Source organism: Streptomyces sp. NPDC087844 (assembly GCF_044742785.1).
Classification (GTDB): Bacteria; Actinomycetota; Actinomycetes; order Streptomycetales; family Streptomycetaceae; genus Streptomyces.
The window spans coordinates 906,958-933,809 of record NZ_JBIUVD010000001.1; the positions used below are offsets into that span (position 1 = coordinate 906,958).

At 69.9% G+C, this 26,852-nt stretch carries 14 protein-coding genes, 1 tRNA gene and 2 rRNA genes; 4 read left to right on the forward strand and 13 right to left on the reverse strand.

All coding sequences use genetic code 11. The features are described from left to right. The first annotated feature begins 46 nt into the window (after positions 1-46). The 3 genes from ACIOKD_RS03635 to ACIOKD_RS03645 all read left to right on the forward strand — a co-directional run bounded on the left by ACIOKD_RS03635 (position 47) and on the right by ACIOKD_RS03645 (position 6,752). Positions 47-4,960 carry an ATP-dependent helicase gene (locus ACIOKD_RS03635; protein WP_402077591.1) on the forward strand — a complete coding sequence of 1,638 codons (4,914 nt, stop codon included), beginning with the start codon at positions 47-49 and terminating at the stop codon, positions 4,958-4,960. A 147-nt stretch (positions 4,961-5,107) separates the two neighbouring features. Beyond that, entirely contained in the window at positions 5,108-5,956 is an 849-nt protein-coding gene (locus tag ACIOKD_RS03640) for a DNA-formamidopyrimidine glycosylase family protein (protein ID WP_402077594.1), read from the forward strand. A 31-nt stretch (positions 5,957-5,987) separates the two neighbouring features. Next, the gene (locus tag ACIOKD_RS03645; RefSeq protein WP_402077596.1) at positions 5,988-6,752 is read left to right on the forward strand and encodes an SDR family NAD(P)-dependent oxidoreductase; all 765 of its coding nucleotides are present in this window, start codon (positions 5,988-5,990) and stop codon (positions 6,750-6,752) included. A 579-nt stretch (positions 6,753-7,331) separates the two neighbouring features. Here ACIOKD_RS03645 and ACIOKD_RS03650 read toward each other — a convergent pair. The 9 genes from ACIOKD_RS03650 to ACIOKD_RS03690 form a co-directional block, all read right to left on the reverse strand. Beyond that, positions 7,332-7,802 (reverse strand): Dps family protein, encoded by a 471-nt coding sequence (locus ACIOKD_RS03650; RefSeq protein ID WP_402077712.1) that lies wholly within the window; start codon positions 7,800-7,802, stop codon positions 7,332-7,334. Between the two features lie 285 nt (positions 7,803-8,087). Further along, positions 8,088-8,462: a helix-turn-helix domain-containing protein gene (locus ACIOKD_RS03655; protein ID WP_402077598.1), complete on the reverse strand. Its 375-nt coding sequence runs from the start codon at positions 8,460-8,462 to the stop codon at positions 8,088-8,090. A gap of 109 nt (positions 8,463-8,571) precedes the next feature. Further along, positions 8,572-9,117, reverse strand: a complete 546-nt coding sequence (locus ACIOKD_RS03660) for a CinA family protein (protein WP_402077600.1) — start codon at positions 9,115-9,117, stop codon at positions 8,572-8,574. Continuing rightward, on the reverse strand, positions 9,114-9,959 hold the full coding sequence (gene pgsA, locus ACIOKD_RS03665; protein ID WP_402077602.1) for a CDP-diacylglycerol--glycerol-3-phosphate 3-phosphatidyltransferase: 846 nt from the start codon (positions 9,957-9,959) through the stop codon (positions 9,114-9,116). Before pgsA ends, ACIOKD_RS03660 begins: the two co-directional genes overlap by 4 nt. Next, positions 9,956-11,437 (reverse strand): 30S ribosomal protein S12 methylthiotransferase RimO, encoded by a 1,482-nt coding sequence (gene rimO / locus ACIOKD_RS03670; protein ID WP_402077604.1) that lies wholly within the window; start codon positions 11,435-11,437, stop codon positions 9,956-9,958. Before rimO ends, pgsA begins: the two co-directional genes overlap by 4 nt. A 150-nt stretch (positions 11,438-11,587) precedes the next feature. Beyond that, positions 11,588-12,445, reverse strand: a complete 858-nt coding sequence (locus ACIOKD_RS03675; protein ID WP_402077607.1) for a helix-turn-helix domain-containing protein — start codon at positions 12,443-12,445, stop codon at positions 11,588-11,590. 520 nt (positions 12,446-12,965) lie between these two features. Then, on the reverse strand, positions 12,966-15,728 hold the full coding sequence (locus tag ACIOKD_RS03680; protein WP_402077609.1) for a DNA translocase FtsK: 2,763 nt from the start codon (positions 15,726-15,728) through the stop codon (positions 12,966-12,968). 247 nt (positions 15,729-15,975) lie between these two features. After that, positions 15,976-16,662, reverse strand: a complete 687-nt coding sequence (locus ACIOKD_RS03685; protein WP_107022506.1) for a two-component system response regulator — start codon at positions 16,660-16,662, stop codon at positions 15,976-15,978. Between the two features lie 313 nt (positions 16,663-16,975). Then, positions 16,976-22,462 (reverse strand): HAMP domain-containing protein, encoded by a 5,487-nt coding sequence (locus ACIOKD_RS03690; protein ID WP_402077613.1) that lies wholly within the window; start codon positions 22,460-22,462, stop codon positions 16,976-16,978. Positions 22,463-22,780: 318 nt separating this feature from the next. On the opposite strand from ACIOKD_RS03690, the gene ACIOKD_RS03695 reads away from it, so the two are divergent. After that, complete coding sequence (locus ACIOKD_RS03695) at positions 22,781-25,528, forward strand: SpoIIE family protein phosphatase (RefSeq protein ID WP_402077615.1); 2,748 nt, start codon at positions 22,781-22,783, stop codon at positions 25,526-25,528. Between the two features lie 79 nt (positions 25,529-25,607). Here ACIOKD_RS03695 and ACIOKD_RS03700 read toward each other — a convergent pair. From ACIOKD_RS03700 to ACIOKD_RS03715, 4 genes are all read right to left on the reverse strand, one after another. Then, positions 25,608-25,680, reverse strand: a tRNA-Thr gene (locus ACIOKD_RS03700). A 94-nt stretch (positions 25,681-25,774) separates the two neighbouring features. Next, positions 25,775-26,437: a DegT/DnrJ/EryC1/StrS family aminotransferase gene (locus tag ACIOKD_RS03705; protein WP_402077715.1), complete on the reverse strand. Its 663-nt coding sequence runs from the start codon at positions 26,435-26,437 to the stop codon at positions 25,775-25,777. 114 nt (positions 26,438-26,551) lie between these two features. Beyond that, positions 26,552-26,668, reverse strand: a 5S ribosomal RNA gene (rrf, locus tag ACIOKD_RS03710). 110 nt (positions 26,669-26,778) lie between these two features. Next, positions 26,779-26,852 (reverse strand): 23S ribosomal RNA (locus tag ACIOKD_RS03715); the annotation flags it as partial.

Consider the following 26,852-nt stretch of genomic DNA (forward strand, 5'->3'; position numbering starts at 1 on the left):
TCCGCAGGTCAGCGCCATTGTCAGTGCCCGGGTGCAGGATGGACGCATGGTCAGCGACGCACACCGAGCCCTGGGCGGCTTCTCCCCCGCGACCCGCGCCTGGTTCACGGGAGCCTTCTCCGCGCCCACCGACGCCCAGGCAGGCGCGTGGAAGGCCATCGGCGAGGGCTCGGACGTGCTGGTGGTAGCCCCGACCGGCTCCGGCAAGACCCTGGCCGCATTCCTCGCCGCGCTGGACCAGCTGGCCTCGACACCACCCCCGGCCGACCCCAAGAAGCGCTGCCGAGTCCTGTACGTGTCTCCGCTCAAAGCCCTGGCGGTGGACGTGGAGCGAAACCTCCGCAGCCCCCTGACCGGCATCCGACAGGAAGCCGTCCGCCTGGGTCAGCCCGAGCCCGAGGTGAAAGTCGGCATCCGCTCGGGCGACACCCCACCCGCCGAGCGCCGCACACTGGCCACCCGCCCCCCGGACATCCTGATCACGACTCCCGAGTCACTGTTCCTGATGCTCACCTCGGCCACGCGCGAGGCGCTGACGGGCATCGAGACAGTGATCCTGGACGAGGTGCACGCTGTCGCGGGCACCAAGCGCGGCGCTCACCTGGCCCTGACCCTGGAGCGGCTCGACGAACTCCTGCCGAAACCGGCCCGCCGGATCGGCCTCTCCGCCACGGTCCGCCCGGTGGACGAGGTCGCCCGCTACCTCTCCCCCCACCGCAAGGTGGAGATCGTCCAGCCTCCCTCCGGCAAGGAATTCGACCTCTCCGTGGTGGTGCCCGTCGAGGACCTGGGCGAGCTGGGCGGCTCCCCGGTGGCCGACTCCGACAAAGGCGCGGAGAAACCCTCCATCTGGCCGCACGTGGAGGAAAGGATCGCCGACCTCGTCCAGTCCCACCGCTCGACGATCGTCTTCGCCAACTCCCGCCGCCTCGCGGAGCGCCTCTGCAACCGGCTCAACGAGATCGCGTACGAGAGGGCGACGGGCGAGCCCCTGGAGGAGCACCACTCTCCGGCCGAACTGATGGGCGGCTCCGGCGCCACCCAGGGCGCCCCGCAGGTCATCGCCCGCGCCCACCACGGCTCGGTCTCCAAGGAACAGCGCGCCCTCGTCGAGGAGGACCTCAAAGCAGGCCGCCTGCCCGCGGTGGTGGCCACCTCCAGCCTTGAGCTGGGCATCGACATGGGAGCGGTGGACCTGGTGATCCAGGTGGAGTCCCCGCCCTCCGTGGCATCGGGCCTCCAGCGCGTAGGCCGCGCGGGCCACCAGGTAGGGGCGGTCTCCACAGGCGTGGTCTTTCCCAAGTACCGCGGCGACCTCGTACAGGCCGCGGTGGTCACCGAGCGCATGCGCACCGGCTCCATCGAGTCCCTCCGCGTCCCGGCGAACCCCCTCGACGTACTGGCCCAGCAGATCGTGGCGATGACGGCGCTGGACACCTGGCAGTACGACGACCTGCTGACCACGGTCCGCCGGGCGGCCCCGTTCGCCTCACTCCCCGAGTCGGCGTTCACGGCCGTCCTCGACATGCTCGCGGGCCGCTACCCGTCGGACGCCTTCGCGGAACTGCGCCCACGCGTCGTGTGGGACCGGGTCGCCGGCACGGTCACAGGCCGCCCCGGCGCACAGCGCCTGGCCGTCACCTCCGGCGGCACGATCCCCGACCGCGGCCTCTTCGGCGTGTTCCTGGCCGGTTCCGACCCGAAGAAGGGCGGCGGCCGGGTGGGCGAGCTGGACGAGGAGATGGTCTACGAGTCCCGGGTCGGAGACGTCTTCACCCTGGGCACCAGTTCCTGGCGCATCCAGGACATCACACGCGACCGCGTCCTGGTCCTTCCCGCGCCCGGTGTGCCGGGCAGACTGCCGTTCTGGAAGGGCGACCAGCTCGGACGCCCGCTGGAACTGGGCCGCGCGCTGGGCGCATTCCTCCGCGAGGTCGGCTCGATGCCCAAGGACGACGCCCGGCTGCGGCTCCTCGCCGCGGGCCTGGACGCCTGGGCCGCGGAGAACGTTCTCTCCTACCTCGCCGAACAGCGAGAGGCCTGCGGCCACATCCCGGACGACCGCACCATCGTCGTCGAGCGGTTCCGCGACGAGCTGGGCGACTGGCGGGTCGTCGTGCACTCCCCCTTCGGCGCGCAGGTCCACGCGCCCTGGGCGCTCGCGCTCGGCGCCCGTCTCTCCGAGCGGTACGGCATGGACGCGCAGGTCATGCACGCCGACGACGGCATCGTGCTGCGCCTTCCGGACGCCGACCTGATGAGCCTGGACCTGCTCGACCAGGAGCCCCTGAAGCCGGGCACGGAGTACGACGCCGAGCAGGCCCCCGTGGGCGCGGCGGACATCGCGTTCGACAAGGGCGAGGTCAACCAGATCGTCACGGACCAGGTCGGCGGCTCGGCCCTGTTCGCCTCCCGTTTCCGTGAGTGCGCGGCCCGCGCCCTGCTGCTGCCGCGCCGCAGCCCGGGCAAGCGCACCCCTCTGTGGCAGCAGCGCCAGCGCGCCGCCCAACTGCTTCAGGTGGCCAGCGAGTTCGGTTCCTTCCCGATCGTCCTCGAAGCGGTCCGCGAATGCCTCCAGGACGTCTTCGACGTCCCCGGCCTCGTCGAGCTGATGGGCGACCTGGAGTCCCGCAAGGTCAGGCTCGTCGAGGTCACGACCCCCGAGCCGTCCCCCTTCGCCCGCTCACTGCTGTTCGGTTACGTCGCCCAGTTCCTGTACGAGGGCGACTCGCCCCTGGCCGAGCGGCGCGCCGCGGCCCTGTCGCTGGACTCACGTCTGCTCGCCGAGCTGCTCGGCCAGGCGGAGCTGCGCGAGCTCCTGGACGCGGATGTCCTGACGGAGCTGGAGCACGAGCTGCAGTGGCTGACCGAGGACCGCCGGATCAAGGACATCGAGGGCGTCGCGGACCGGCTGCGGATGCTCGGCCCGCTGACCGAGACCGAGCTGTCGGAGCGCGGAGCGGATCCGGAGTGGGCCCGTGAACTGGCCGCGGCCCGCCGCGTCATCCGGGTCAGGATCGCCGGGGCGGACCACTGGGCGACGATCGAGGACGCGGGCCGACTGCGCGACGCGCTCGGCACCGCCCTGCCCGTCGGCGTCCCAGAAGCCTTCACCGAGCCGGTCAAGGACCCGCTCGGTGACCTACTCGCCCGGTACGCGCGCACGCACGGCCCCTTCACCTCGACCACCGCGGCGGCACGCTTCGGTCTCGGTGTCGCGGTCACCGAGGGCGTCCTGCAGCGACTCGCGGGCAGCGGCCGTGTCGTACAGGGCGAGTTCCATCCGGCGGGCATCGGCCAGGAGTGGTGCGACGCGGCGGTGCTGCGCAGACTGCGGCGCCGTTCGCTCGCCGCGCTGCGCCACGAGCTGGAGCCGGTGCCGCCGGCCGCACTGGCGCAGTTCCTGCCGCAGTGGCAGCACCTGGGCAGCGGGCACGGCCTGCGTGGCCTCGACGGACTCGTACGCGCGGTCGAGCAGCTGCAGGGCGCCTCGGTACCGGCGTCCGCACTGGAGAAGCTGGTCCTGCCGTCCCGCGTCTCGCACTACGCTCCCACGATGCTCGACGAGCTGACGGCCGCGGGGGAGGTGGTCTGGGCCGGTGCAGGCGCGCTGCCGGGCAAGGACGGCTGGGTCTCCCTGTATTTGTCGGACGCGGCACCGCTCCTCCTCCCGGCTCCGCATCCCCTGGAACTGACAGCGCTCCACCAGTCGGTCCTGGACGCCCTCTCCGGCGGTTACGGCCTCTTCTTCCGCCAGATCACCGACCAGGTCCGGGCCACCACGCACTCGGGGGCCACCGACGCCCAGCTGGCAGACGCCGTCTGGGACCTGGCATGGTCGGGCCGCCTGACGAACGACACGCTCGGCCCGATGCGTTCCCTGCTGGGTTCGGGCCGCACCGCGGGCTCCACCGCGCACCGCGCGAAGCGCACGGTGCCCCGGGGGAGGTACGGAAGCCTGACAGCCGCCGCGCGTCCCACCTCGCGCACGGGCCCGCCGACGGTCGCGGGCCGCTGGTCGCTGCTGCCCGACCGGGAGCCCGACGCCACAGTGCGCGCCCACGCCTTGGCCCGCACCCTGCTCGACCGGCACGGTGTGGTCACCCGGGGCGCGGTAGCCGCAGAGGGCGTGGAGGGCGGCTTCTCCGCCGTCTACCGCATCCTGTCCGTCTTCGAGGAGAGCGGCCAGGCGCGCCGAGGCTATGTGGTGGAGGGGCTGGGGGCCGCGCAGTTCGCGATGGACGGCGCGGTGGACCGACTGCGGGCGGCGGCCACGGCCCGGGAGCGGGGCGAGTCGATGCCGGAGCCGGAGCCGGCTTTCCCTGGCGCTCCGGCGCTCAGTCACTCCGGCGCGCCCACCCCGGACCCTTTCGACGGCTCCGCCGGGCACCCGGACCCCTTCGACGGCAACCTGGACTTCCTGTCCACCGACGCGAGCGCGGACAACGACCCGTACTCCTTGCACGGCCGTTCCGCGCGAGGTTACGCGTCTCCGTACGCCGACTCCCCGCGTTCGGCCCCGCAGGCGTTCCCCGGAGGCCCCTCCTCCCGCACCCGTGCGAGCAGTACGAACCGCGCCATCGTGCTGGCCGCCGCCGACCCCGCGAACGCCTACGGCGCGGCCCTCCCCTGGCCCGAACCCCCGACCGGCGCGGGCCACAAGGCGGGCCGCAAGGCAGGCTCCCTGGTCGTGCTGGTGGACGGCGAACTGACCCTCTACATGGAGCGCGGCGGCAAGACACTCCTGGCCTGGCCCTCCGCACCGGACGAGACACCCCTGCACGACGCCCGCCTGCGCACCGCCGCCGAAGCACTCGCCGAGGCCGCCCGCGCGGGTTCCCTCGGCACGGTCACCGTGGAGCGGGTCAACGGCGCCTCCGCGCTGACATCCGAGTTCGGCACCCTCCTGGAAGGAGCCGGTTTCCACGCGACCCCCCGCGGACTGCGCCTACGCGCCTGAAGACACCCTGCGACAGGCCTCACGCCAGAACGCTCCGCACGCCCCCGCCCCCACACCCCTTTCAGCCGCCCCTCCCCCTCACTCCCCGGCCCGAGAGCGCCCCCCACCCGCAGGACGCTCCGCCCGCCCCGTGCAACCCTGGATGCCATGCCCGAAGGAGACACCGTCTGGCAGGCCACCCGGCGCCTGCACAACGCCCTCGCGGGCCACGTGCTGACCGTTTCCGACCTCCGGGTCCCCAAATACGCCCTGACCGACCTCACCGGGCGCACGGTCCTGAGCGTCATCCCGCGCGGAAAGCACCTGCTCACCCGCGTCGAGGGCGGCCTGACCCTGCACTCGCACCTGCGTATGGACGGTTCCTGGAAGATCTACGCCCCCGGCGAGCGCTGGCGCGGGGGCCCCTCTCACCAGATCCGCGCGATTCTCGGCACCGAGGAACGCACGGCCGTCGGCTACCGGCTCCCCGTCCTGGAGCTGCTCCACACCGCCGACGAGGACCGCGCGGTCGGCCATCTCGGCCCCGACCTCCTGGGCCCCGACTGGGATCCCGACAAGGCCTTGGCGAACCTCCTCGGCGACCCCGACCGCGCCCTCGGTGAAGCCCTCCTCGACCAGCGCAATCTCGCCGGCATCGGCAACGTCTTCAAGAGCGAGATCTGCTTCCTGCTCCGCGTCACCCCCTGGCTGTCCATCGGCAAGCTCCCCGCCGAGTACGCCGCCCACCTGCCGACGGTCTCCAAGAAGCTCCTGGAGTTCAACCGCGAGCGCCCCACCCGCGTCACCACCGGCCGCAGCGACCAGACCCTGTTCGTCTACGGCCGCGCGGGCCGCCCCTGCCTGCGCTGCGGCACCCGGATCCGCGTGGCGAACCAGGGCGACGGCTCCCGCGAGCGCCCCACGTACTGGTGCCCGGCCTGCCAGCCGGGTCCGTCCCCGCAGCCCGGCACGTGCCAACGGCCCAGCAGGGAACCGGCATCCCGCAAGACCAATTGACGATCCGTCAGATCGCTCGTACGGTCCCCGCATGCCCGTCACGGCGTACGACCTCACCGGACGCACCGCTTTCGTCACCGGCGCGGCGAGTGGCATCGGCCGCGCCTGTGCCGTGCTGCTCGCGGAGGCGGGGTCGACCGTCCACTGCGCGGACCTGGACACCCTGGGCCTCGACGAGACGGCGGCCCTGATCAAGGACGCGGGCGGTACGGCCCGTACCCACCCCCTCGATGTCACCGACCGCGCCCGGCTCGGCGAGGCGGTCGCGACCTGCGCACGCCTGGACGTCATGGCCGCTGTCGCAGGGGTCATGCACAGCAGCCCGGTCCTGGAGACGCGCGACGAGGACCTCGACCGGGTCCTGGCGGTCAACTTCAAGGGCGTCCTCTACGCCTGCCAGGCGGCGGCCCGTTCCATGCTGGCCTCGGGGACGCACGGCAGCGTCATCACGATGGCCTCGGGAGCCGTGGACACCGGCGGGCCGGGCCTGCTCTGCTACGGAGCCGCGAAGGCGGCCGTCGTGCAACTGACGAAGACCCTGGCGACGGAGATGGGTCCGCACGGTATCCGGGTCAACGCGGTCGCGCCGGGCTGGATCCGTACGCCCATGACCGACCGCCATGACGACGAGGCTCAGGCGCGGACGGAGGCGTTCATGTCACGGATGTCGCCACTGGGCCGGGTCGGCGATCCCGAGGACATCGCCCACGCGGTCCTGTACCTCGCCTCCGACGCCTCGGCGTTCACGACGGGCCAGATCCTCCGCCCGAACGGGGGCGTGGCGATGCCTTGGTAGAGGCGAAACAACAACCGCACCGCCCCACCACTACCTCAGGCACCTCGGCACCTCAGGCACCTCAGGCACCTCAGGCACCACCAAGCACCTCAGGCACAGCGGGCACCACAGAGCACCACAGAGCGTCGCAGGCACAAACAGACACAACCGGGCGCCTCAAAAAGGTTCACCCGACCCCATCAGCGGCCCACGCCGCCTCCGCCAGACCCGCGAAGCCCGCCGCAGCCACTGGTCCGACCCGGCAGCCCTCACGGCCCGCCCCTTGGGCACGCAGTGCACCGGAAGCAGGCTCAGCCCCCACCCACCGGCCGCGACCGCTCCCTCCAGGACGCCGGCGTCGGCGGCGAAGGCCAGCCGTATCACCGCCCACCACCACAGCCCTCCGGCACCCAGGGCCAGCCCCCACCTGCCTATTCGCCCGATCCGTCCCATCCGCCCAGTCATGGCACCGCCTCCAGCCCGACGCTAGACCGCCGCGTTTCCCTCTCGACAGGGCGCACCAGCACAACAGGAGCGCACCGGGCGCACCGACGGCTCCCGCCCCACCGCCGCACGCCCCGAGCAGAAGCAACCCCGCCGCTACCCGTTCTCCGCCTGGAACATCCAGTGGTGCTTCTCAAGATCCGCGGTGATCTGAATGAAGACGTCCTGGCTCACCGGGTCCGCCTCCCCCGTCGCCTCCACCCGCTGCCGCATCCGCCCGATGACCGCTCCGAGGGCATCCACGAGGGCTCCCACCGCGTCGGTGTCCTTCACCCATCCACCCTTCACGGGCCCGATCCCGCTGCTGTTCGCGACGGTCGCGGCGCGCCCGTCCGGTGGGACACCGAGCGTGGAGGCACGCTCCGCCACGGCGTCGGAGTGCAGCCGGGCGGTGTCGACGACCTCGTCGAGCTGAAGGTGGACGGTCCGGAAGCGCGGCCCGACCACGTTCCAGTGGATCTGCTTCGCCACGAGCGACAGATCCACCAGGTCGACCAGAGCGCCCTGCAGCGCCTCGGACACGGTCTTCAGACTGGCATCGGACAGCGGGCTCTTCACTACATACATCGACATCCTCCGGTCAGCAGCACCCCCGGGCCTTGCCCCCGCCCTCCACCATCGCCGCCCCAGCCAATACCGGCAAACGCGACAAAAGCATCACGACATGGGGATGCAGCCCGAAGGCAACGCAAAAACCCCGACCGCACTTCCCCAGGTCTTCCCCGGAGAAGCCCCGGCCGGGGCTCACACACAGTTCTTCTCAGTACTGTTCTGAGCGCTACTGTTCTGAGCGCTGCGAACGAGCACTGCGAACGGCGCTTTTCTCAGCTCACAGGCGTGAGCCGATGAGCGTCACGCGGCGACGACGTCGACCGCCTCCGCAGGCGCCTTGATGGTCACCCGTTCCGGCGGCACACTGCTCACCGAGACGGAGTTGAGCCTCGGGCGTACCGGTGTGGGTACAGGCTCGGCGGCCGCTGCCGACTGGGCCAGTTCGGCCAGTGCGAGTTCGTCGCTCACTTCCCGCATGAGCTCGGACATCCGTACGTCGAGCGCGTCGCAGATCGCGGAGAGCAGTTCGGAGGAAGCCTCTTTCTGCCCCCGCTCCACCTCGGAGAGATAGCCGAGTGAGACTCGGGCGGACGAGGAGACTTCGCGCAGAGTACGGCCCTGGCGCTGGCGCTGCCGACGCAGCACGTCACCAAGCAGGCGACGGAGCAGAATCATCGGTGGCTCCCTCCTCGGTCCGCGTAGCCGCATCCTTCTCGCCCCACCGTACCGCCTTGTGCCGCGGCCGTGCGGGGAGCGATGTCGTGTTCACTCAGGGCTGCAAACATCAAAACCCCCCGTTCTGTTCCGTATGCTGTGCCCGATCATTCTCAGGGTGTTCGCTCACAAGCCGCTCCAGAAGCAGGGCGAGCACGCTCCGTACACTCTCCATACGGATTTCCGTCCGGGAGCCGTTCAACCGCAGCGCGGACACTTTCCCGCCAAGAGCGCGTTCATTCGTCGCCTCGGACGGCCCGTCCACAGCGATGAATACCGTGCCGACCGGCTGCCCGTCCTGGGGCTCCGGGCCCGCGACTCCGGTGGTCGATATTCCCCAGTCCGCGCCGAGCACCTTGCGGGCACCGGCCGCCATCTGGGCCGCGACCTGCGGATCCACCGCCCCTCGCTGATCCAGCAGCGTGGCGTCGACACCCAGTACGTCACGCTTGAGGTCGGTGGCGTACGCGGTCACCGAGCCGCGGAAGGCCTTGGAGGCCCCGGGCACCGCCGCGAGTTCCGCGGCCACCAGACCGCCGGTCAGCGACTCGGCGACAGCAAGGGTTTCACCCCTCACTGTGAGTAGTCGCAGCACTTCGGCGGCCGTGGACGTCACGCTTCCGCCTCCTCGGCGGCGGCCTTCCGCTCGGCCATTCCCTCACGTCTCAGCACAATGGCCTGTCTCACATAGTCGGCTCCGGTGACGACGGTCAGGGCGACCGCCCCAGCCATCACCCAGAACCGCAGGGTCGCCAGGGGCCCCGTCAGCGCCAGGACGTACATCCCGACGGCGATGCCCTGGGTCAGCGTCTTCAGCTTGCCGCCGCGGCTGGCCGGGATCACGCCGTAGCGGATCACCCAGAAGCGCAGCAGGGTGATCCCGAGCTCTCGTCCGAGGATCACCGCCGTCACCCACCACGGCAGATCGCCGAGGTAGGAGAGACAGATCAGCGCCGCCCCCATGATGGCTTTGTCGGCGATCGGGTCGGCGATCTTCCCGAAGTCGGTGACGAGGTTGTACGTCCGCGCGAGATGACCGTCGAAGACGTCCGTGATCATGGCGACGGCGAAGGCCGCCCAGGCCCAGGCCCGCCATACGGGGTCGTATCCGCCGTCGGCGAGCATCAGCGCCACGAAGCCCGGCACGAGTACGAGCCGGAGCATGGTGAGCAGATTGGCGACGTTCCACACGCTGGCCTGATTGACGGCCGCGTCGATCAGCTTGCCGCCGCGCGGCGCCTTCGGACCCTGGGCACCCGACACGCCCGTCCCGGAGACACCCGTACCGGAAGCGCCCGTACCGGAGACACCCGTACCGGAAGCGCTCGTGCCGGAGACTCCCGAACCGGTAGTTCCCGTGCCGGAGACTCCCGCGACAGGGGCGTCGGGAGCACCGGCAGCACCGCGTGTACGGGGCGCACCGGAGCCGCCCGCCGCAGGTGCCGGGACTCCGGTCATCTGGCCGCCTCCTCAGTACACACGAGCGAGCCCGGAAGCGGCTCGGCCACCAGGTCGACACCTTCCGTACCGACCACCTTCGCCTCGACCATACGGCCGACGGTCAGTCCTTCGCCGCTTGTGAACAGCACCTGGCCGTCGGTCTCGGGCGCCTGGTGCGCGGCGCGGCCGTACGCGGGCTCGTCCTCCGCGGCCGATCCAAGGGACTCGACCAGCACCTGGAGGGTCTCGCCGACGCGCTCCTCCGCCCGCTGGGAGACCAGCTCCTCGGCGAGCCGGGACACGCGCGCGAGGCGCTCGGCGACGACGTCCTCGTCCAGCTTGTTCTCGTAGGTCGCCGCTTCGGTGCCGTCCTCGTCGGAGTACCCGAAGACGCCGATGGCGTCCAGACGCGCGGCGGTCAGGAAGCGCTCCAGCTCCGCCAGGTCGTCCGCGGTCTCGCCGGGGAAGCCCACGATGAAGTTCGACCGCACGCCGGCCTGCGGGGCCTTGGAGCGGATCGTGTCGAGAAGGCCCAGGAACTGCTCGGTGTTCCCGAAGCGCCGCATCGCGCGCAGCACCCCCGGGGCGGAGTGCTGGAAGGACAGGTCGAAGTAGGGGGCGATGTTCGGCGTGGAGGTCAGTACGTCGATGAGTCCGGGGCGCATCTCGGCGGGCTGCAGGTAGCTGACCCGCACCCGCTCGATGCCCTCGACCTCGGCGAGCTCGGGCAGCAGCGTCTCCAGGAGGCGGATGTCGCCGAGGTCCTTGCCGTACGACGTGTTGTTCTCGGAGACCAGCATGACCTCCTTCACGCCCTGCTCGGCGAGCCAGCGCGTCTCGCCCAGGACGTCACTGGGCCGGCGCGAGATGAAGGAGCCGCGGAAGGACGGGATGGCGCAGAAGGAGCAGCGCCGGTCGCAGCCGGAGGCGAGCTTCACGGAGGCCACCGGGGAGCCGTCGAGCCGCCGGCGCAGGGGCGCACGGGGGCCCGAGTCGGGGGCGAGTCCTTCGGGGAGGTCGGCGGGGCCGTGTCCCGGAAGGGCGACGTCCGCTCCGGCGTCCTGCCGCTCGGCGGGGCTGATCGGCAGCAGCTTGCGCCGGTCGCGCGGGGTGTGGGCGGCGTGGATTCCGCCGTTCAGGATGGTCTGGAGCCGGTCGGAGATGTCGGCGTAGTCGTCGAAGCCGAGTACGCCGTCGGCCTCGGGCAGGGCCTCGGCCAGTTCCTTGCCGTACCGCTCGGCCATGCAGCCGACGGCGACGACCGCCTGGGTTCTGCCATGACCCTTGAGATCGTTGGCTTCCAGGAGGGCGTCGACGGAGTCCTTCTTGGCGGCCTCGACGAAGCCACAGGTGTTGACGACGGCGACGTCCGCGTTCACGGCGTCCTCCACGAGGTGCCAGCCGTCCGCCTCCAAGCGGCCTGCGAGCTCCTCCGAGTCCACCTCGTTACGGGCGCAGCCAAGGGTGACGAGTGCGACGGTACGGCGTTCAGGCATGGGCTCAAGACTACTTCGTCCCACTGACAGCCCATGTCGACGGGGTTGGCCGATCCCGGCCAACCCCGTTTCCGCCTGTCCGAGAAGCCGGGCGGACTGCCCGAGAAGCCCGGCGGATGTACGAACACGCGCCTCTCGCCGCGTTCCGGCTCAGCCGACCTCGGGGTCGCCCTTCGTGTACGTCAGGCGTTCCACCTGGCCCGACTGGAACTCGTCGTCGATCTTCTTGCCGTTCACGTACAGCTGGATGGCGCCCGCGTCGCCGAGGACGAGGTCGACCTTCTCCTTGTCCTGGAAGGTCTTGGAGTCACCCTGCTCCAGGAGGCCGTCGAAGAGCAGCCGTCCGTTGTGGTCCTTGGCCGAGATCCAGCTGCGGCCGTCGGGGGCGCTGACCTGGACGGTGACCTTGTCCTGCGGCGCGGCCGCGATGGCGTCGGACGGATCGGACTTCGGGGTGTCGGGCTTGGTCGGCGTCGGCTTGGTCTTGGCGGGCTTGCTGGCGGTGGGTGTCGATCCCTCCGCCACCTGCGTCGTCTTGCCGTCGCCGTCGTCACCGCTGAACATCGTGAATCCGACGAAGCCGATCACGGCGACGATCGCCGCGACCATGGCCGCGGTCCAGTTGGGACCCCGGCGCTCGGGACGGATCCGCTCCGCCTCGAACATGGGTGCGGCCGGGGTCGGCGCGGGCCGCCCGCCGTGGTCCGCGTCGTAGCGCTCAAGCAGCGCGGACGGGTCGAGCTCGACGGCTCGGGCGAGCGTCTTGATGTGCCCGCGCGCGTAGACGTCACCGCCACAGGGGCCGAAGTCGTCCTGCTCGATCGCGTGCACGATGGCGATACGGACCCGGGTGGCGTTACTGACGTCGTCGACGGTCAGCCCCGCCGCGATGCGCGCCTGCCGCAGGGTGTGGCCCACCGAAGGCTGATCGTCCTCTACGGAGGGGCGCTCGTCCTGAGGGGAGTTGTCGTCAGAGGAGTGGTCGTCAGGGGAGTTGCCGATGGACACGGGGGCGCCTTTCGAGCGTCAAGCCACCTGTGCTGGAGGTTCAGTCTAGGGGGGGTGTGAAAGGGCGGGGCAACCGGGCGGTAGGACTTTGTACGCCATCAGAATGGCCGGTCATCCTGATGCTGGGACATGTCTCTGCCCTGTCCCTCAACTTGACGTGCGACGAAGGGAAACGGTTGCTCACCGTTTCCTTACGGGTGAGTCACGTTCGGATCACCCCGACGGCCCCGACAGGGACACCCGGGTGGCCCGACCCACCGCACGGAGGGAAGCGGTCCACTCTCGTGGAGGGAAACGGCCCGCTCTCCCGGAAGGCCGGCCCGCTCCGGTCCGGAGAAGCGGCCCGTCCTGTCTCCCTGAGGGCTGTCCCGTAATCCCCGGTGGATCAGCGCGCGGCGTCAGATGCGGTGCATCGCAAGGCGGAGGGTCGTCCTCATACTGGGCGTATTCGGGCGATCCGACAACGCGGCGAGGTGCCGTAGCTGTCGTCGTGCGCCCGCCGGGGATTACGGGACAGCCCTCAGGACTCCGCCTGCCCCCGGATGACCGCCAGCACTCCGTCCAGCTCGTCAGCCTTCACAAGAACGTCACGAGCCTTGGATCCCTCGCTGGGTCCGACGATGTTGCGGGACTCCATGAGGTCCATGAGCCGCCCGGCCTTGGCGAAGCCGACGCGCAGCTTGCGCTGGAGCATCGAGGTCGACCCGAACTGCGTGGAGACGACCAGTTCGGCGGCCTGGCACAGCAGGTCGAGATCGTCGCCGATGTCCTCGTCGATCTCCTTCTTCTGCTTGGTGCCCACGGTGACGTCGTCCCGGAAGACCGGCGCCATCTGGTCCTTGCAGTGCTGCACGACGGCGGCGACCTCGTCCTCGGTGACGAAGGCGCCCTGCATACGGGTGGGCTTGTTCGCCCCCATCGGCAGGAAGAGCCCGTCGCCCTTGCCGATCAGCTTCTCGGCGCCGGGCTGGTCGAGGATGACGCGGCTGTCCGCGAGCGAGGACGTGGCGAAGGCGAGCCGGGACGGCACGTTCGCCTTGATCAGACCGGTGACGACGTCGACGGACGGCCGCTGGGTGGCGAGCACGAGGTGGATGCCGGCCGCGCGCGCGAGCTGTGTGATGCGCACGATCGAGTCCTCGACATCACGCGGCGCGACCATCATCAGATCCGCGAGCTCATCGACGATCACCAGCAGGTACGGGTACGGGGACAGCTCCCGCTCGCTGCCCTCGGGCAGCTTGACCTTGCCCTTCCTTATGGCGGCGTTGAAGTCGTCGATGTGCCGGTACCCGAAGGCAGCCAGGTCGTCGTACCGCAGATCCATCTCCCGTACGACCCACTGCAGCGCCTCCGCGGCGCGCTTCGGGTTGGTGATGATCGGCGTGATCAGGTGCGGGATGCCTTCGTACGCGGTCAGCTCCACGCGCTTGGGGTCGACCAGGACCATGCGCACGTCCTCGGGGGTCGCCCGCACCATGACCGAGGTGATCAGGCAGTTGATGCACGAGGACTTTCCGGAGCCGGTCGCTCCGGCCACCAGGACGTGCGGCATCTTCGCGAGGTTGGCCATCTCGTAGCCGCCCTCGACGTTCTTGCCGAGCGCGACGAGCATCGGATGGTCGTCCTCGGCGGCGTCCGCGAGACGCAGTACGTCGCCCAGGTTGACCATCTCGCGGTCGGAGTTCGGGATCTCGATGCCGACCGCCGACTTGCCGGGGATCGGGCTGATGATCCGCACGTCGGGGCTGGCGACGGCGTACGCGATGTTCTTGGCGAGCGCCGTGATCCGCTCGACCTTCACGGCGGGGCCGAGCTCGACCTCGTACCGGGTGACCGTCGGCCCGCGGGTGAAGCCGGTGACGGAGGCGTCGACCTTGAACTCCCTGAAGACGTTCTGGAGCGAGGCGACGACCGCGTCGTTGGCGGCGCTGCGCGTCTTGCCGGGGCCGCCGCGCTCCAGCAGGTCGAGCGACGGCAGGGAGTAGGTGATGTCGCCGCGGAGCTGGAGCTGCTCGGCCCGTGCCGGGAGATCCCGGGACGTGTCGGGGGCGGGTTTGGTGAGGTCGGCGACCTCGGCCTTCAGCATCTCCTGCTTGGGCCTGGCGGTTCTGGCGCGCGCGGCGGGCACCGCGGTGGGCTCCTCACGCCGGCCGGTCTCCCCGCCGATGCCCGAGTCCTCGCGCTCGCCCCGGTCGGTGCCGACGCCCTGTGTGAGGTCGGCCACCAGGGGCGAGGGCGGCATCCCGTGCAGCACCGCGCCGTCGAGCGCCGCGGCGGCGGCAGCGGCCACGTCGACGGCGTCCAGAGGCCGGTCCAGCGCGGGCTGCTGCACCGCGGGCCGCCTGCGGCGGCTCCGGCGCTCGGAGAGCGCCTCCTGCTCGGCGTCGTCCGGGTCGTACGCCTCGGGCGCCGCCCGGCGCCTCCTGGGGCTCTCAGGCAGCGCCTCACGCCACTGCTCGTCGTAGCGCTCGTCGTCGTCCTCCGCGAACACGTCGTCGCTCGCCCGCGGCTGCAGGACGCCCAGCCGGACCCCCAACAGCCTCAGCCGGTGCGGAATCGCGTTGACCGGAGTGGCGGTGACCACCAGCAGCCCGAAGACCGTGAGCAGCACGAGAAGCGGCACAGCCAGCACGTCACCCATGGTGTACGTCAGCGGAGTCGACGCGCCCCAGCCGATGAGCCCGCCCGCGTCCCTTATCGCCTGCATGCCGTCGCTGCGCGCGGGCGCCCCGCAGGCGATGTGGACCTGGCCGAGCACTCCGACGGCGAGCGCGGAGAGACCGATGACGATGCGTCCGTTGGCCTCGGGCTTCTCGGGATGCCGGATGAGCCGGGCGGCGACGACCGTCAGCAGTATCGGCACGAGCAGGTCGAGGCGGCCGAAGGCGCCGGTCACCAGCATCTCCACGAGGTCGCCCACCGGGCCGCGGAGGTTGGACCAGGTCCCCGCCGCGGTGATCAGGGCGAGACCGAGCAGCAGAAGCGCGAGACCGTCCTTGCGGTGCGCCGGATCGAGCCCTTTGGCACCACGCCCTATGCCGCGGAACACGGCGCCGACGGCGTGCGCGACACCGAGCCAGAGGGCGCGTACGAGCCTGTAAACGCCCCCTGTTGGACTGGGCGCCGGCTTAGGGGGCGCGGCTTTGCGGACTGCGGCCTTCTTCGCGGGCGGCCTTTTCGCGGAAGCTTTCTTCGCGGGGGGCCTCTTCGCCACAGCCTTCGTCGGAGCGACCGCCTTCTTCGCGGGCGGCTTCTTGGCTGCGGGCTGACGTGAGGCCATGGGTGTGAGGTTACCGGTGGAGACCCCTGCGGACACGTGTGCCTACTGCTTCACCCGTACGTGTCGCCCGTCACCGGCGCCGAACTGACGGTGCCTCGGCGACAACCCCGGCCGCGGAGAACGCCGTTCGGCCCATCATCAGCCGTGCGGCGCGAGAGGGCCGATCAAGGCAGACCCCACCGGGCCCACCGCGATCAACGGCAACCCACAAGCCTCGCAAGAGGCCTCTTCAAGCTCCGAGAAGGGCTCAGTTCTGGGACGGCAACGAAGCCGCCCCGCTCCCCGTGCCCGGCTCCAGCGCGTCCAGCGCGCGACGCAGACCCGTCAGTTTTCGTTCGAGATGGGCCGCGGTCGCCACCGCCGCCGCGTCCGCCGAATCGTCGTCCAGCTGTTTGGAGAGAGCCTCGGCCTGTTCCTCGACGGCCGCCAGCCGCGCGGAGAGTTCGGCGAGCAGTCCGGCCGGCTCCTTGGTGTCACCGAGCACCGACTTGCCACCGCCGCCCTCCAGCTGCAGACGCAGCAGCGCCGCCTGCTCCCGGAGTTGGCAGTTCTTCATGTAGAGCTCGACGAACACCGAGACCTTCGCGCGCAGCACCCACGGATCGAACGGCTTGGAGATGTAGTCCACCGCACCCGCCGCGTACCCGCGGAACGTGTGGTGCGGCCCGTGGTTGATCGCGGTGAGGAAGATGATCGGGATGTCCCGGGTCCGTTCTCGCCTCTTGATGTGCGCGGCGGTCTCGAAACCGTCCATGCCCGGCATCTGGACGTCCAGCAGAATGACCGCGAAGTCGTCCGTGAGCAGCGCTTTGAGCGCTTCCTCCCCGGAAGATGCCCGTACCAGTGTCTGATCGAGCGCAGAGAGGATGGCCTCCAGCGCCAGCAGATTCTCCGGCCGGTCATCGACCAGGAGGATCTTGGCCTTCTGTACCATGGCCCGCCCTCCTCGTCCCGGCAGTGCACCGGGCGCCGCCCCAGGGGACGGCTTCTGAGCGCCGCCCGTCCTTGTGCCGGTCATGGTAGCCGCACCCCGCCTGTCGCCACACCCTGTCACCGCGATGTCACTGTGCACGTAGCAGAAACGCAGCGGGAGACCAGAAGGTTCCCCGAATCCCGGTTTCTACACGGCTCCGGGCACAATCAGTCAGCGACTCGGCATACCGTGCCGCCACCCGACCGGCCCGTGGACGCGATCATTTCCCCACCACTCAATCATCCTCGGCCGCCCGGCGAAACCCGCCCTCCGATCACTCCCCCCGCATCCACTGCTCCATCACCGAGAGCAGATGATCGGGATCGACCGGCTTCGTCACGTAGTCGGAGGCACCCGACTCGATGGCCTTCTCCCGGTCGCCCTTCATCGCCTTCGCGGTGAGCGCGATGATCGGCAGCCCGGCGAACTGGGGCATCCTGCGGATCGCCGTCGTGGTCGCGTATCCGTCCATCTCCGGCATCATGATGTCCATCAGGACGACCGTCACGTCGTCGTGCTGCTCCAGCACCTCGATGCCCTCGCGGCCGTTCTCGGCGTACAGCACCGACAGACCGTGCTGCTCCAGGACGCTGGTGAGCGCGAACACGTTGCGGATGTCGTCGTCGACGATCAACACCTTCTCGCCCTCGAAGCGGAAGACCGCACGCGCCCGCGTGGCCACCTCCTCACCACCCGAGTCCCAGGCCTCCGGAGCCTGCGTCTGCGTCCCCGGCAGCACGGGGCGCTGCTCGGCCGCGGACACCGCCCTGCGACGCCGCCTGAAGAGCGCGGCGGGCCCGTTCTGGGTCTCCTGGTAGGACCTGACCTCCGCCGGTGTCTCCACCCGGCCCTCGGCCTCGTTCTCCGGGCCCGCCGGCAGCGCGCCGTTCTCCATGGGCGGGGACAGCTGCGGGTAGCCCTGCGGCGGGAGTTCGCTCGGGTGCAGCGGCAGGTACAGCGTGAACGTCGAGCCGCGTCCCGGCTCGCTCTGCGCGTGGATCTCGCCGCCGAGCAGCCGCGCGATCTCGCGCGAAATGGACAGGCCCAGTCCCGTACCGCCGTACTTCCGGCTCGTCGTACCGTCCGCCTGCTTGAACGCCTCGAAGATCACCCGCATCTTGCTGGCCGCGATCCCGATGCCCGTGTCGGTCACGGAGAACGCGATCAGGTCCGCGTCCGCGTCCCGCAGCGAGCCGGCCTCAAGCAGCTGCTCCCGGATGGCGACCGGCACCTCCGCGCCCGCCGGCCGGATGACCAGTTCGACCGCTCCGGAGTCGGTGAACTTCACCGCGTTCGAGAGCAGGTTGCGCAGCACCTGGAGGAGCCGCTGCTCGTCCGTGTGCAGCGTGGCCGGCAGTTCCGGCGACACCCGTACGGAGAAGTCGAGGCCCTTCTCCGCCGTCAGCGGACGGAAAGTGGCCTCTACGTAGTCGACGAGTTGGACCAGCGCGATACGCGTCGGCGACACGTCCATCTTGCCCGCCTCGACCTTCGACAGGTCGAGGATGTCGTTGATCAGCTGGAGCAGGTCGGAACCCGCCCCGTGGATCGTCTCGGCGAACTCGACCTGCTTGGGGGTGAGGTTGGTGTCCGCGTTGTCGGCGAGCAGCTTGGCGAGGATCAGCAGCGAGTTGAGCGGCGTACGCAGCTCGTGGGACATGTTGGCGAGGAACTCGCTCTTGTAGCGCATGGAGACCGCGAGTTGCTCGGCGCGCTCCTCCAGAACCTGCCGGGCCTCCTCGATCTCGGTGTTCTTGACCTCGATGTCCCGGTTCTGCTGGGCCAGCAGCTCGGCCTTCTCCTCCAGTTCCGCGTTGGACTCCTGGAGCGCCTTCTGCCGGTTCTCCAGCTCCGCCGACCGCTCCCTGAGCTGCTCGGTCAGCTCCTGCGACTGCTTGAGCAGCACCTCGGTCTTGGTGTTGACCGCGATGGTGTTGACGCTCGTCGCGATCATCTCGGCGATCTGGCTGAGGAAGTCCTTCTGGATGTGCGTGAACGAGTGGAACGACGCCAGTTCGATCACCCCGAGGACGGTCCCCTCGAAGAGCACCGGCAACACGATGACATGCGCCGGAGGTGCCTCCCCGAGCCCGGAGGCGATCTTCAGATACCCCGGCGGCACGTTCTCCACGAGGATCGTGCGCTTCTCCTTGGCGGCCGTCCCGATCAGCGTCTCCCCGGGCCGGAACGACGTCGGCATGGAGCCCATCGAGTATCCGTACGACCCGAGCATGCGCAGCTCGTACGAGTCGTCGTTCGCGGCGCCCACGTGCTTGCCGTCGTCCAGCGGCATCGCCATGAAGAACGCGCCGTGCTGCGCCGAGACCACCGGAGTCAGCTCGCCCATGATGAGCGAGGCCACGTCGGCGAGGTCGCGGCGGCCCTGCATCAGACCGGAGATCCGGGCGAGGTTGCCCTTCAGCCAGTCCTGCTCCTTGTTGGCGATGGTGGTGTCGCGGAGGTTCGCGATCATCTTGTTGATGTAGTCCTGAAGTTCCTGGATCTCACCGGAGGCGTCCACGTCGATCTTCAGGTTGAGGTCGCCGCGGGTCACGGCGGTCGCCACGCGCGCGATGGCGCGCACCTGCCGGGTCAGGTTCCCGGCCATCTCGTTCACCGACTCGGTGAGGTCGCGCCAGGTGCCGTCGACGTCGCGTACCCGCGCCTGGCCGCCCAACTGCCCCTCGGTGCCCACCTCGCGGGCGACCCGGGTGACCTCCTCGGCGAACGACGACAGCTGGTCGACCATCGTGTTGATGGTGGTCTTCAACTCCAGGATCTCGCCGCGCGCGTCGATGTCGATCTTCTTGGTCAGATCGCCCTTGGCGATGGCCGTGGTGACCATCGCGATGTTGCGCACCTGGCCGGTCAGGTTGGACGCCATGCCGTTCACGGACTCGGTGAGGTCCTTCCACGTCCCGGACACCCCCGGTACGCGTGCCTGGCCGCCGAGAATGCCGTCCGTGCCCACCTCGCGGGCCACCTTGGTGACCTGGTCGGCGAACGAACTCAGCGTCTTCACCATGGTGTTGAAGGTGTCGGCGAGCTGCGCGACCTCGCCGCGCGCCTCGATCGTCACCGTCCGCGTCAGGTCGCCGTTGGCGACGGCCGCCGCGACCTGGGAGATGTTCCGCACCTGCACGGTCAGGTTGTTGGCCATCAGGTTGACGTTGTCGGTGAGGTCCTTCCAGATGCCCGTGACACCCGACGCGTGCGCCTGCCCGCCGAGGATGCCCTCGGTGCCCACCTCACGGGCCACCCGCGTGACCTGCTCGGCGAACGACGACAGCTGGTCGACCATCGTGTTGACGGTGGTGACGAGTTCGAGGATCTCGCCCTTCGCGTCGACGGTGATCTTCTTCGACAGATCGCCCTTGGCGACGGCGGTCGTGACCTCGGCGATGTTGCGCACCTGGATGGTCAGGTTGTTCGCCATGAAGTTCACGGACTGCGTGAGGTCCTTCCAGGTGCCGGAGACACCTTGCACCTCGGCCTGCCCGCCGAGAATGCCCTCGGTGCCCACCTCACGGGCCACCCGCGTGACCTGCTCGGCGAAGTTCGACAGCTGGTCCACCATCGTGTTGAGGGTGTTCTTCAGCTCCAGGATCTCGCCGCGCGCGTCCACGTCGATCTTCTGCGAGAGGTCACCGCGGGCCACCGCCGTCGCGACCTGCGCGATGTTGCGCACCTGCGCGGTGAGGTTGCCGGCCATGCCGTTCACCGAGTCGGTGAGGTCCCGCCACACGCCCGCGACACCCGGCACCTGCGCCTGACCGCCAAGACGGCCGTCCGTGCCCACCTCGCGGGCCACCCGGGTCACCTGCTCGGCGAAGGCGCTGAGCTGGTCGACCATGGTGTTGATGGTGTTCTTCAGTTCGAGGATCTCGCCGCGCGCGTCCACCTCGATCTTCTGCGACAGATCACCGCGCGCCACCGCCGTCGTCACCTGCGCGATCTGCCGCACCTGGGACGTGAGGTTGCCCGCCATGAAGTTGACGGAGTCCGTGAGGTCCTTCCACGTACCGGACACGCCGTCCACGCGCGCCTGGCCGCCCAGCCGGCCCTCCGTGCCCACGTCACGCGCCATCCGCGTCACCTGGTCGGCGAAGGACGACAACTGGTCGACCATGGTGTTCACGGTGTTCTTCAGCGCGAGCATCTCGCCGGAGACGTCCACGGTGACCTTCTGCGACAGATCGCCGTTGGCCACCGCCGTCGTCACCTGGGCGATGTTCCTCACCTGTCCGGTGAGGTTCCGGAACGCCGTGTTGACGGAGTCGGTGAGGTCCTTCCACGTACCGGCCGCGCCCGGCACCTGCGCCTGACCGCCCAGCTCACCCTCGACACCGACCTCCCGCGCCACGCGGGTGACCTCCGCGCCGAAGCTGGACAGCTGGTCGACCATCGTGTTGACGGTGTTCTTGAGCTCCAGCATCTCGCCGGCGACCTCGACGCTGACCTTCTGCGACAGATCGCCGTTGGCCACCGCAGTAGTTACTGCGGCGATGTCCCGCACCTGGGTGGTGAGGTTCCGGAAGACCGTGTTCACCGAATCGGTGAGGTCCTTCCAGGTCCCCGCCGCGCCCGGCACATTCGCCTGCCCGCCGAGCCGCCCCTCGCCGCCGACCTCGTTGGCGACGCGGGTGACCTCGTCCGCGAACGTCCGCAGCGTCTCGGTCATCTGGTTGATCGTCTCGGCGAGCTGCGCGACCTCGCCGCGCGCGGACACGGTCACCTTCTGCGACAGATCACCGTTGGCGACCGCCGTCGTGACCTGGGCGATCCCGCGCACCTGCGCGGTCAGGTTGCCGGCCATCAGGTTCACCGAATCGGTGAGGTCCTTCCACACCCCGGCCACCCCGGGCACCTGCGCCTGCCCGCCCAGCTCACCCTCGGTGCCCACCTCGCGCGCTACCCGCGTCACCTCGGAGGAGAACGAGGACAGCTGATCCACCATCGTGTTGACGGTGTTCTTCAGTTCGAGCATCTCGCCGGCCACGTGAACCGTGACCTTCCGGGACAGGTCACCCTTGGCGACCGCCGTCGTCACCAGCGCGATGTCCCGCACCTGGGCCGTCAGCCGGTACGCCATCGTGTTGACCGAGTCCGTGAGGTCCTTCCACGAACCGGACATACCGCGCACCCGGGCCTGCCCGCCCAACTTGCCCTCGGTACCGACCTCACTGGCCACCCGCGTGACCTCGTCGGTGAACGTGGACAGCTGGTCGACCAGGTTGTTGACCGTTCGCCCGACCTTCAGGAACTCGCCGCGCAGCGGATGCCCGTTGCCGTCCGCGGCCTGCGCCCGCAGCTCCATACGCGGCGACAGATCGCCCTCCGCCACCGCGGACAGCACCCGGCCGACCTCGGAGACGGGCCGTACGAGATCGTCGACGAGCGCGTTGGAGGCGTCGATCGCCGCGGCCCAGGAGCCTTCGCAGGCGCCCGTCTCCAGCCGCTCCGTGAGCTTTCCCTCACGGCCGACCATGCGCCGCACCCGCGACAGCTCACCCGTCAGCTGCAGGTTCCGGTCGCCCACCTCGTTGAAGACAGCCGCGATCTCGGACATCACGCCGTCGCCGGAGACCGTGAGCCTCTTACGGAAGTTGCCGTCCCGCATCGACACCAGGGCCGCCAACAGCCTGTTGAGGGCCGCCGTGTCCACCTCTGTGGTGCCATTGCGCGGTTTACGTTGATTACTCAGGGACTGTCCGCCTTTCGCGCGCGTCTTAGTGCCCCGCGTCGCTGCGCCAGACTCCACTGTGTCCCTCCCGCAAGGGTCGACCATTTACTGCTCGGCGTACTCGGGTACTTCTTGCTCCGCGTGCCGGAAGGCTCTCAACCTGCCCGGACCTTCCCTTGAAGCCTGCCCAGTGTTTCACCATGGCTGAACCAGGCCATAACAGTTCGGCAGCTTCGCACACGGTCCGCACACCCTTGGGACGTAAACACTGGCGACCGGCATCCGCATGGACCGCGAAGGTAAGTAACCTTGCATGCGGCTGTCCAGCCACGCCGGTCCTTCCGGCCTGGGCGGTGGCACGAGTACGAGCGGGCAGGCATCGGAGGGCACCGCACCATGACCACCGGACTGCATCCCGGGGGACCACCCCAGGATCCCCGGCCGACCGAGAACCAGCTCCTGCCCCGGCAGGGGCAGGTCGACCACGGAGCCCAGCCCGCCTACGACCGGACAAGGAGTTCTGTGATCACCGCGCGCGCGGCCGCCAGTTTCGACCCTGTCGGGCGGTCCGTCGCGACCGCCCGTTCCTTCGTCCGTGACACCCTCCAGGGCTGGGGCTTCGCCGACATCGTCGACGACGCCGTGGTCCTCACCAGCGAGTTGGTCACCAACGCCGTGGTGCACGCCGGCACGTCCGCGGACGTCCTGTGCCTGCGCAGCGACGACGGCGTACGGATCGAGGTGGCGGACCACTATCCGGAACGTGAGATTCCACTCCAGGGCAACGCCATCAACATGGGCAACCCCGACCGTGAGGGCGGGCGCGGCCTCCAGCTCTGTGCCGCCCTGGCCGGCCGCTGGGGTGTCGAGTACACGCCCACCCGCAAACAGGTCTGGTTCCAGCTCGACCTCCCCGAGCGCGCGGTGGGCACCCGCACCGCGGGCCCCTCCCTGCCCTCCCATCTGCTCCCTCTCGCCGACGGCCGCGTCCGCGTGGCGGTCGTCCAGATCGACCGCACCGGCGCGATCAACGCCTGGAACGAGGACGCGGAGGAACTCTTCGGCTACCCGGCGGAGCAGGTCGTCGGCAAGCCACTGACCGATCTCGCGGCCTGGCCGCACACCCCCGGCACCAGCACCGGCATCGTCGAGGCCCTCAAGCTCTCCCGCTGGGAGGGCAGTTACGGCCTGCGCGGCGCCAACGGCCGCGTCACCCCCGTATACGCCTCGCACCTGCGCGTACGGGACACAGGCGGTGAGCCGTCGACCGTCTGTCTGCTGGTGCGCGACCACGAACGAGCGGTCCTGCAGACCCCGTTGCGCGTCTCGGCCACGGACACGACCACCAGCTCCGAGGGCCATGCCTCGGACCCTTTCGAGGTCTTCATCGGCTCACCGGCCCCGGACGACCTGGACGGCCTCCTCCAGCGCACGGTGGAGCGCGCCCGCGACATGCTCGACGGCGACTCCGCCTTCCTCCTCCTCGCGACCGACGACGAAACGGAGTTGGAGGTACGTGCCTCCACCGGGCTCCCCTCCGCCCGCCAGCGCTTCGCCCGCGTCCCTGTGGAGGCGGGTACCGGCCGTTACGGCTCGGCCCGCATGCCGGCCGTCCACGAGGACCTCACGGCCGTCCCAGGGGCCGTACCGCTCCTCAGTGGCACCGGTATGCGTTCGGTCGTCACGGTCCCTCTCAAGGTCGAGGGCCGGCTCACCGGCTCGCTCGGCGTGGCGGCCGAGTCACCGGGCCGCTACTCGAACGAGGAGGCCCTGCGCCTCCAGTTCGCCGCCGACCGCATCGCCCTCGCCGTGGAGTCGGCCCGGCTGGGCGAACTGGAGCGGCTGCGCCGCGGCTCGCTGTCCTTCCTCGTCGAGGCCTCGGACCTCCTCGCGGGCACCCTGGACCGCGACCAGACGCTGGCCCTGATGGCCCAGATGACGGTCCCGACCCTGGCCACCTGGTGTGCCGTCTACACGATCGCCGACCAGGCCTCCGACCCCTACCTTTCGTACGTCCTGCACGAGGACGAAGAGCGCATCGACGGCCTCAAGGCCCTCCTCTCGAAGATCGCCCCTCCGGACCCGGTCCCCACGCCGGGCGCCCGGGTGTGGGCGGCCCCCGCGGAGGCGGCGCACACGGCGGCCCTGCGCACCTCCATGCGCAGTCTCGGCCTGAGCGGACAGGCCTCGGTCAGCTCCGGCATCGGCACGACGCTTGCGACGGCCGGCGCGGTCGGCGGCGAGACGGTCGTCCTGCCCCTGGTGGCCCGCAACCGCGTCATCGGCATGCTGACGCTCGGCAAGCCGACGGACGAACACTTCCGCCAGGAGATCCTGGAACTGGCCGAGGACCTGAGCCGCCGGGCCGCCCTCGCCCTTGACAACGCGCGCCTGTACTCGGAGCGCACGGCCATCAGCCAGTCCCTCCAGCGCAGCCTCCTGCCGCCGGAACTCCCCCACATCGACGGCGTCGAGGTCGAGGTCATCTACCGCGCGGCGGGCGAGGGCAACGAGGTCGGCGGCGACTTCTACGACCTCTTCCCCATCCGCGACGGCGCCTACGGCTTCGCCATCGGAGACGTCTGCGGTACGGGACCTGAGGCGGCCGCGGTCACCGGACTCGCCCGGCACGCGCTGCGCCTGCTGGCCCGCGAGGGCTACGGCGGCCCGGCGGTCCTGGACCGCCTGAACTCCGCGATCCTCGACGAGGGCGCCCGAAGCCGCTTCCTGACCCTGCTGTACGGGGAGTTGTGGCCCCAGGAGGACGGCTCGGCGCTCCTGAAGGTGGTCTGCGCCGGCCACCCGCTCCCCCTGCGCCTGCGCCCGGACGGCACGGTGGAACCGGCCGCCGACCCACAGCCGCTCCTGGGTGTCATGGACGACCTGGAGCTGTACGAGCAGGAGGTGACCCTCGATCCGGGGGACGTCCTGCTGTGCGTGACGGACGGCGTCACCGAACGCCGCGAGGGCACGCGCATGCTGGGCGACGACGGCCTCGCCGAAGTACTCACCACCTGCACGGGTCTGACGGCCGGTGCGGTGGCCGCCCGCATCATGCGCGCGGTCGAGCGTTTCGCGAGTGACGCCCCGTCCGACGACATGGCCATTCTGGCGATGCGCGTCCCGGGTCTGCAGAAGGACTGACGGACCGGTCCCGGGGCCCCATCGGCCCCGGGATACGCAAAAGGCCCCCGCCCACAAGGGCGGAGGCCTTTTCTGTCTGAGCCCCCAAACGGAATCGAACCGTTGACCTTCTCCTTACCATGGAGACGCTCTACCGACTGAGCTATGGGGGCCTGTTGCTTCCGAGGTTTCCCTCTCGGCAACGAGATAAAGCATACCCCGAACGCCGGTGTGCTCCCAACTGCGTTCGATACCGCTTTTCTGGCCCTAGAAAGCAGGCTGGAGCAGCCCGCCGAGGGCATTGCACGCGGACACGATCCGCTGCATCTCCCGCTTCGTCAGCGACGCACCGAGGGGCAGAGCCAGCGTCTCGTCGGCGGCCCGTTCGGTCTCCGGCAGGCAGACGTCCCGCCTGAACGCGGGCATCCGGTGCACCGGTGTCTTCACCGGCACCCTGCACTCGACGCCCTTGGCCCGCACGGCCCGCGCGAAGGCGTCCCGGTCCGGCCGCCCGTTCCCCAACACCCGCACGACGTACTGCTGGTAGGTGTGCCCCGCGGCCCGCTCCGGAGTCCGTACACCCCGCAACCGCCCATCGAGGTAGGTCGCGTGAGTCCTGCGCTCCTCGACCTCGGCATACGGCGCCTCGGACTCGCCCTGTTCGAGCACCAGCAGCCCGCGCCGCCGGCCGATGTCCCACAAGCGGGACATGTCGGCGAGCCGCCCGAAGCGGTGAACGGCGACCAGGGCGGCCGTCCGCGGCCCGACAGCCGCCTCCACCTCGGCGGCGTCGAGGCAGTACGTACTCGGATCGATGTCGACGAACACCGGCAGTGCGCCGGCCAGGATGACGGCCTCGGCCACCTCGGCGTTCCCGAACGCCGGCACGATGACCTCGTCACCGGCTCCGACACCCGCGGCTCTGAGCATTGCAGCAGTACCCATGCCGGTGATGTTGGTCGCGCAACGTGAACTCCAAGTGACGCACAACAAAAAAGAGCTGGTCCCTGAACCTAAGTTCAGGGACCAGCTCTGTCAAAAATAGTTCGGCGGCGTCCTACTCTCCCACAGGGTCCCCCCTGCAGTACCATCGGCGCTGTAAGGCTTAGCTTCCGGGTTCGGAATGTAACCGGGCGTTTCCCTCACGCTATGACCACCGAAACACTTTGAAACTCTGATTCAAACACCCGCACCACACCCCCCGTGGCCACTCTAAAAGGGGTATGGGGTTGTTCGTGGTTTCAGAACCAACACAGTGGACGCGAGCAACTGAGGACAAGCCCTCGGCCTATTAGTACCGGTCAGCTTCACCCTTTACAGGGCTTCCACATCCGGCCTATCAACC

Coding starts and splice junctions, on each gene's coding strand:
- ACIOKD_RS03655 (WP_402077598.1), bottom strand. CDS start 8,462: ATGATTCTGCTCCGTCGCCTGCTTGGTGACGTGCTGCGTCGGCAGCGC.
- ACIOKD_RS03705 (WP_402077715.1), bottom strand. CDS start 26,437: ATGCTCAGAGCCGCGGGTGTCGGAGCCGGTGACGAGGTCATCGTGCCG.
- pgsA (WP_402077602.1), bottom strand. CDS start 9,959: ATGACCGGAGTCCCGGCACCTGCGGCGGGCGGCTCCGGTGCGCCCCGT.
- ACIOKD_RS03680 (WP_402077609.1), bottom strand. CDS start 15,728: ATGGCCTCACGTCAGCCCGCAGCCAAGAAGCCGCCCGCGAAGAAGGCG.
- ACIOKD_RS03685 (WP_107022506.1), bottom strand. CDS start 16,662: ATGGTACAGAAGGCCAAGATCCTCCTGGTCGATGACCGGCCGGAGAAT.
- ACIOKD_RS03635 (WP_402077591.1), top strand. CDS start 47: ATGGTCAGCGACGCACACCGAGCCCTGGGCGGCTTCTCCCCCGCGACC.
- ACIOKD_RS03645 (WP_402077596.1), top strand. CDS start 5,988: ATGCCCGTCACGGCGTACGACCTCACCGGACGCACCGCTTTCGTCACC.
- ACIOKD_RS03695 (WP_402077615.1), top strand. CDS start 22,781: ATGACCACCGGACTGCATCCCGGGGGACCACCCCAGGATCCCCGGCCG.
- ACIOKD_RS03650 (WP_402077712.1), bottom strand. CDS start 7,802: ATGTATGTAGTGAAGAGCCCGCTGTCCGATGCCAGTCTGAAGACCGTG.
- rimO (WP_402077604.1), bottom strand. CDS start 11,437: ATGCCTGAACGCCGTACCGTCGCACTCGTCACCCTTGGCTGCGCCCGT.
- ACIOKD_RS03640 (WP_402077594.1), top strand. CDS start 5,108: ATGCCCGAAGGAGACACCGTCTGGCAGGCCACCCGGCGCCTGCACAAC.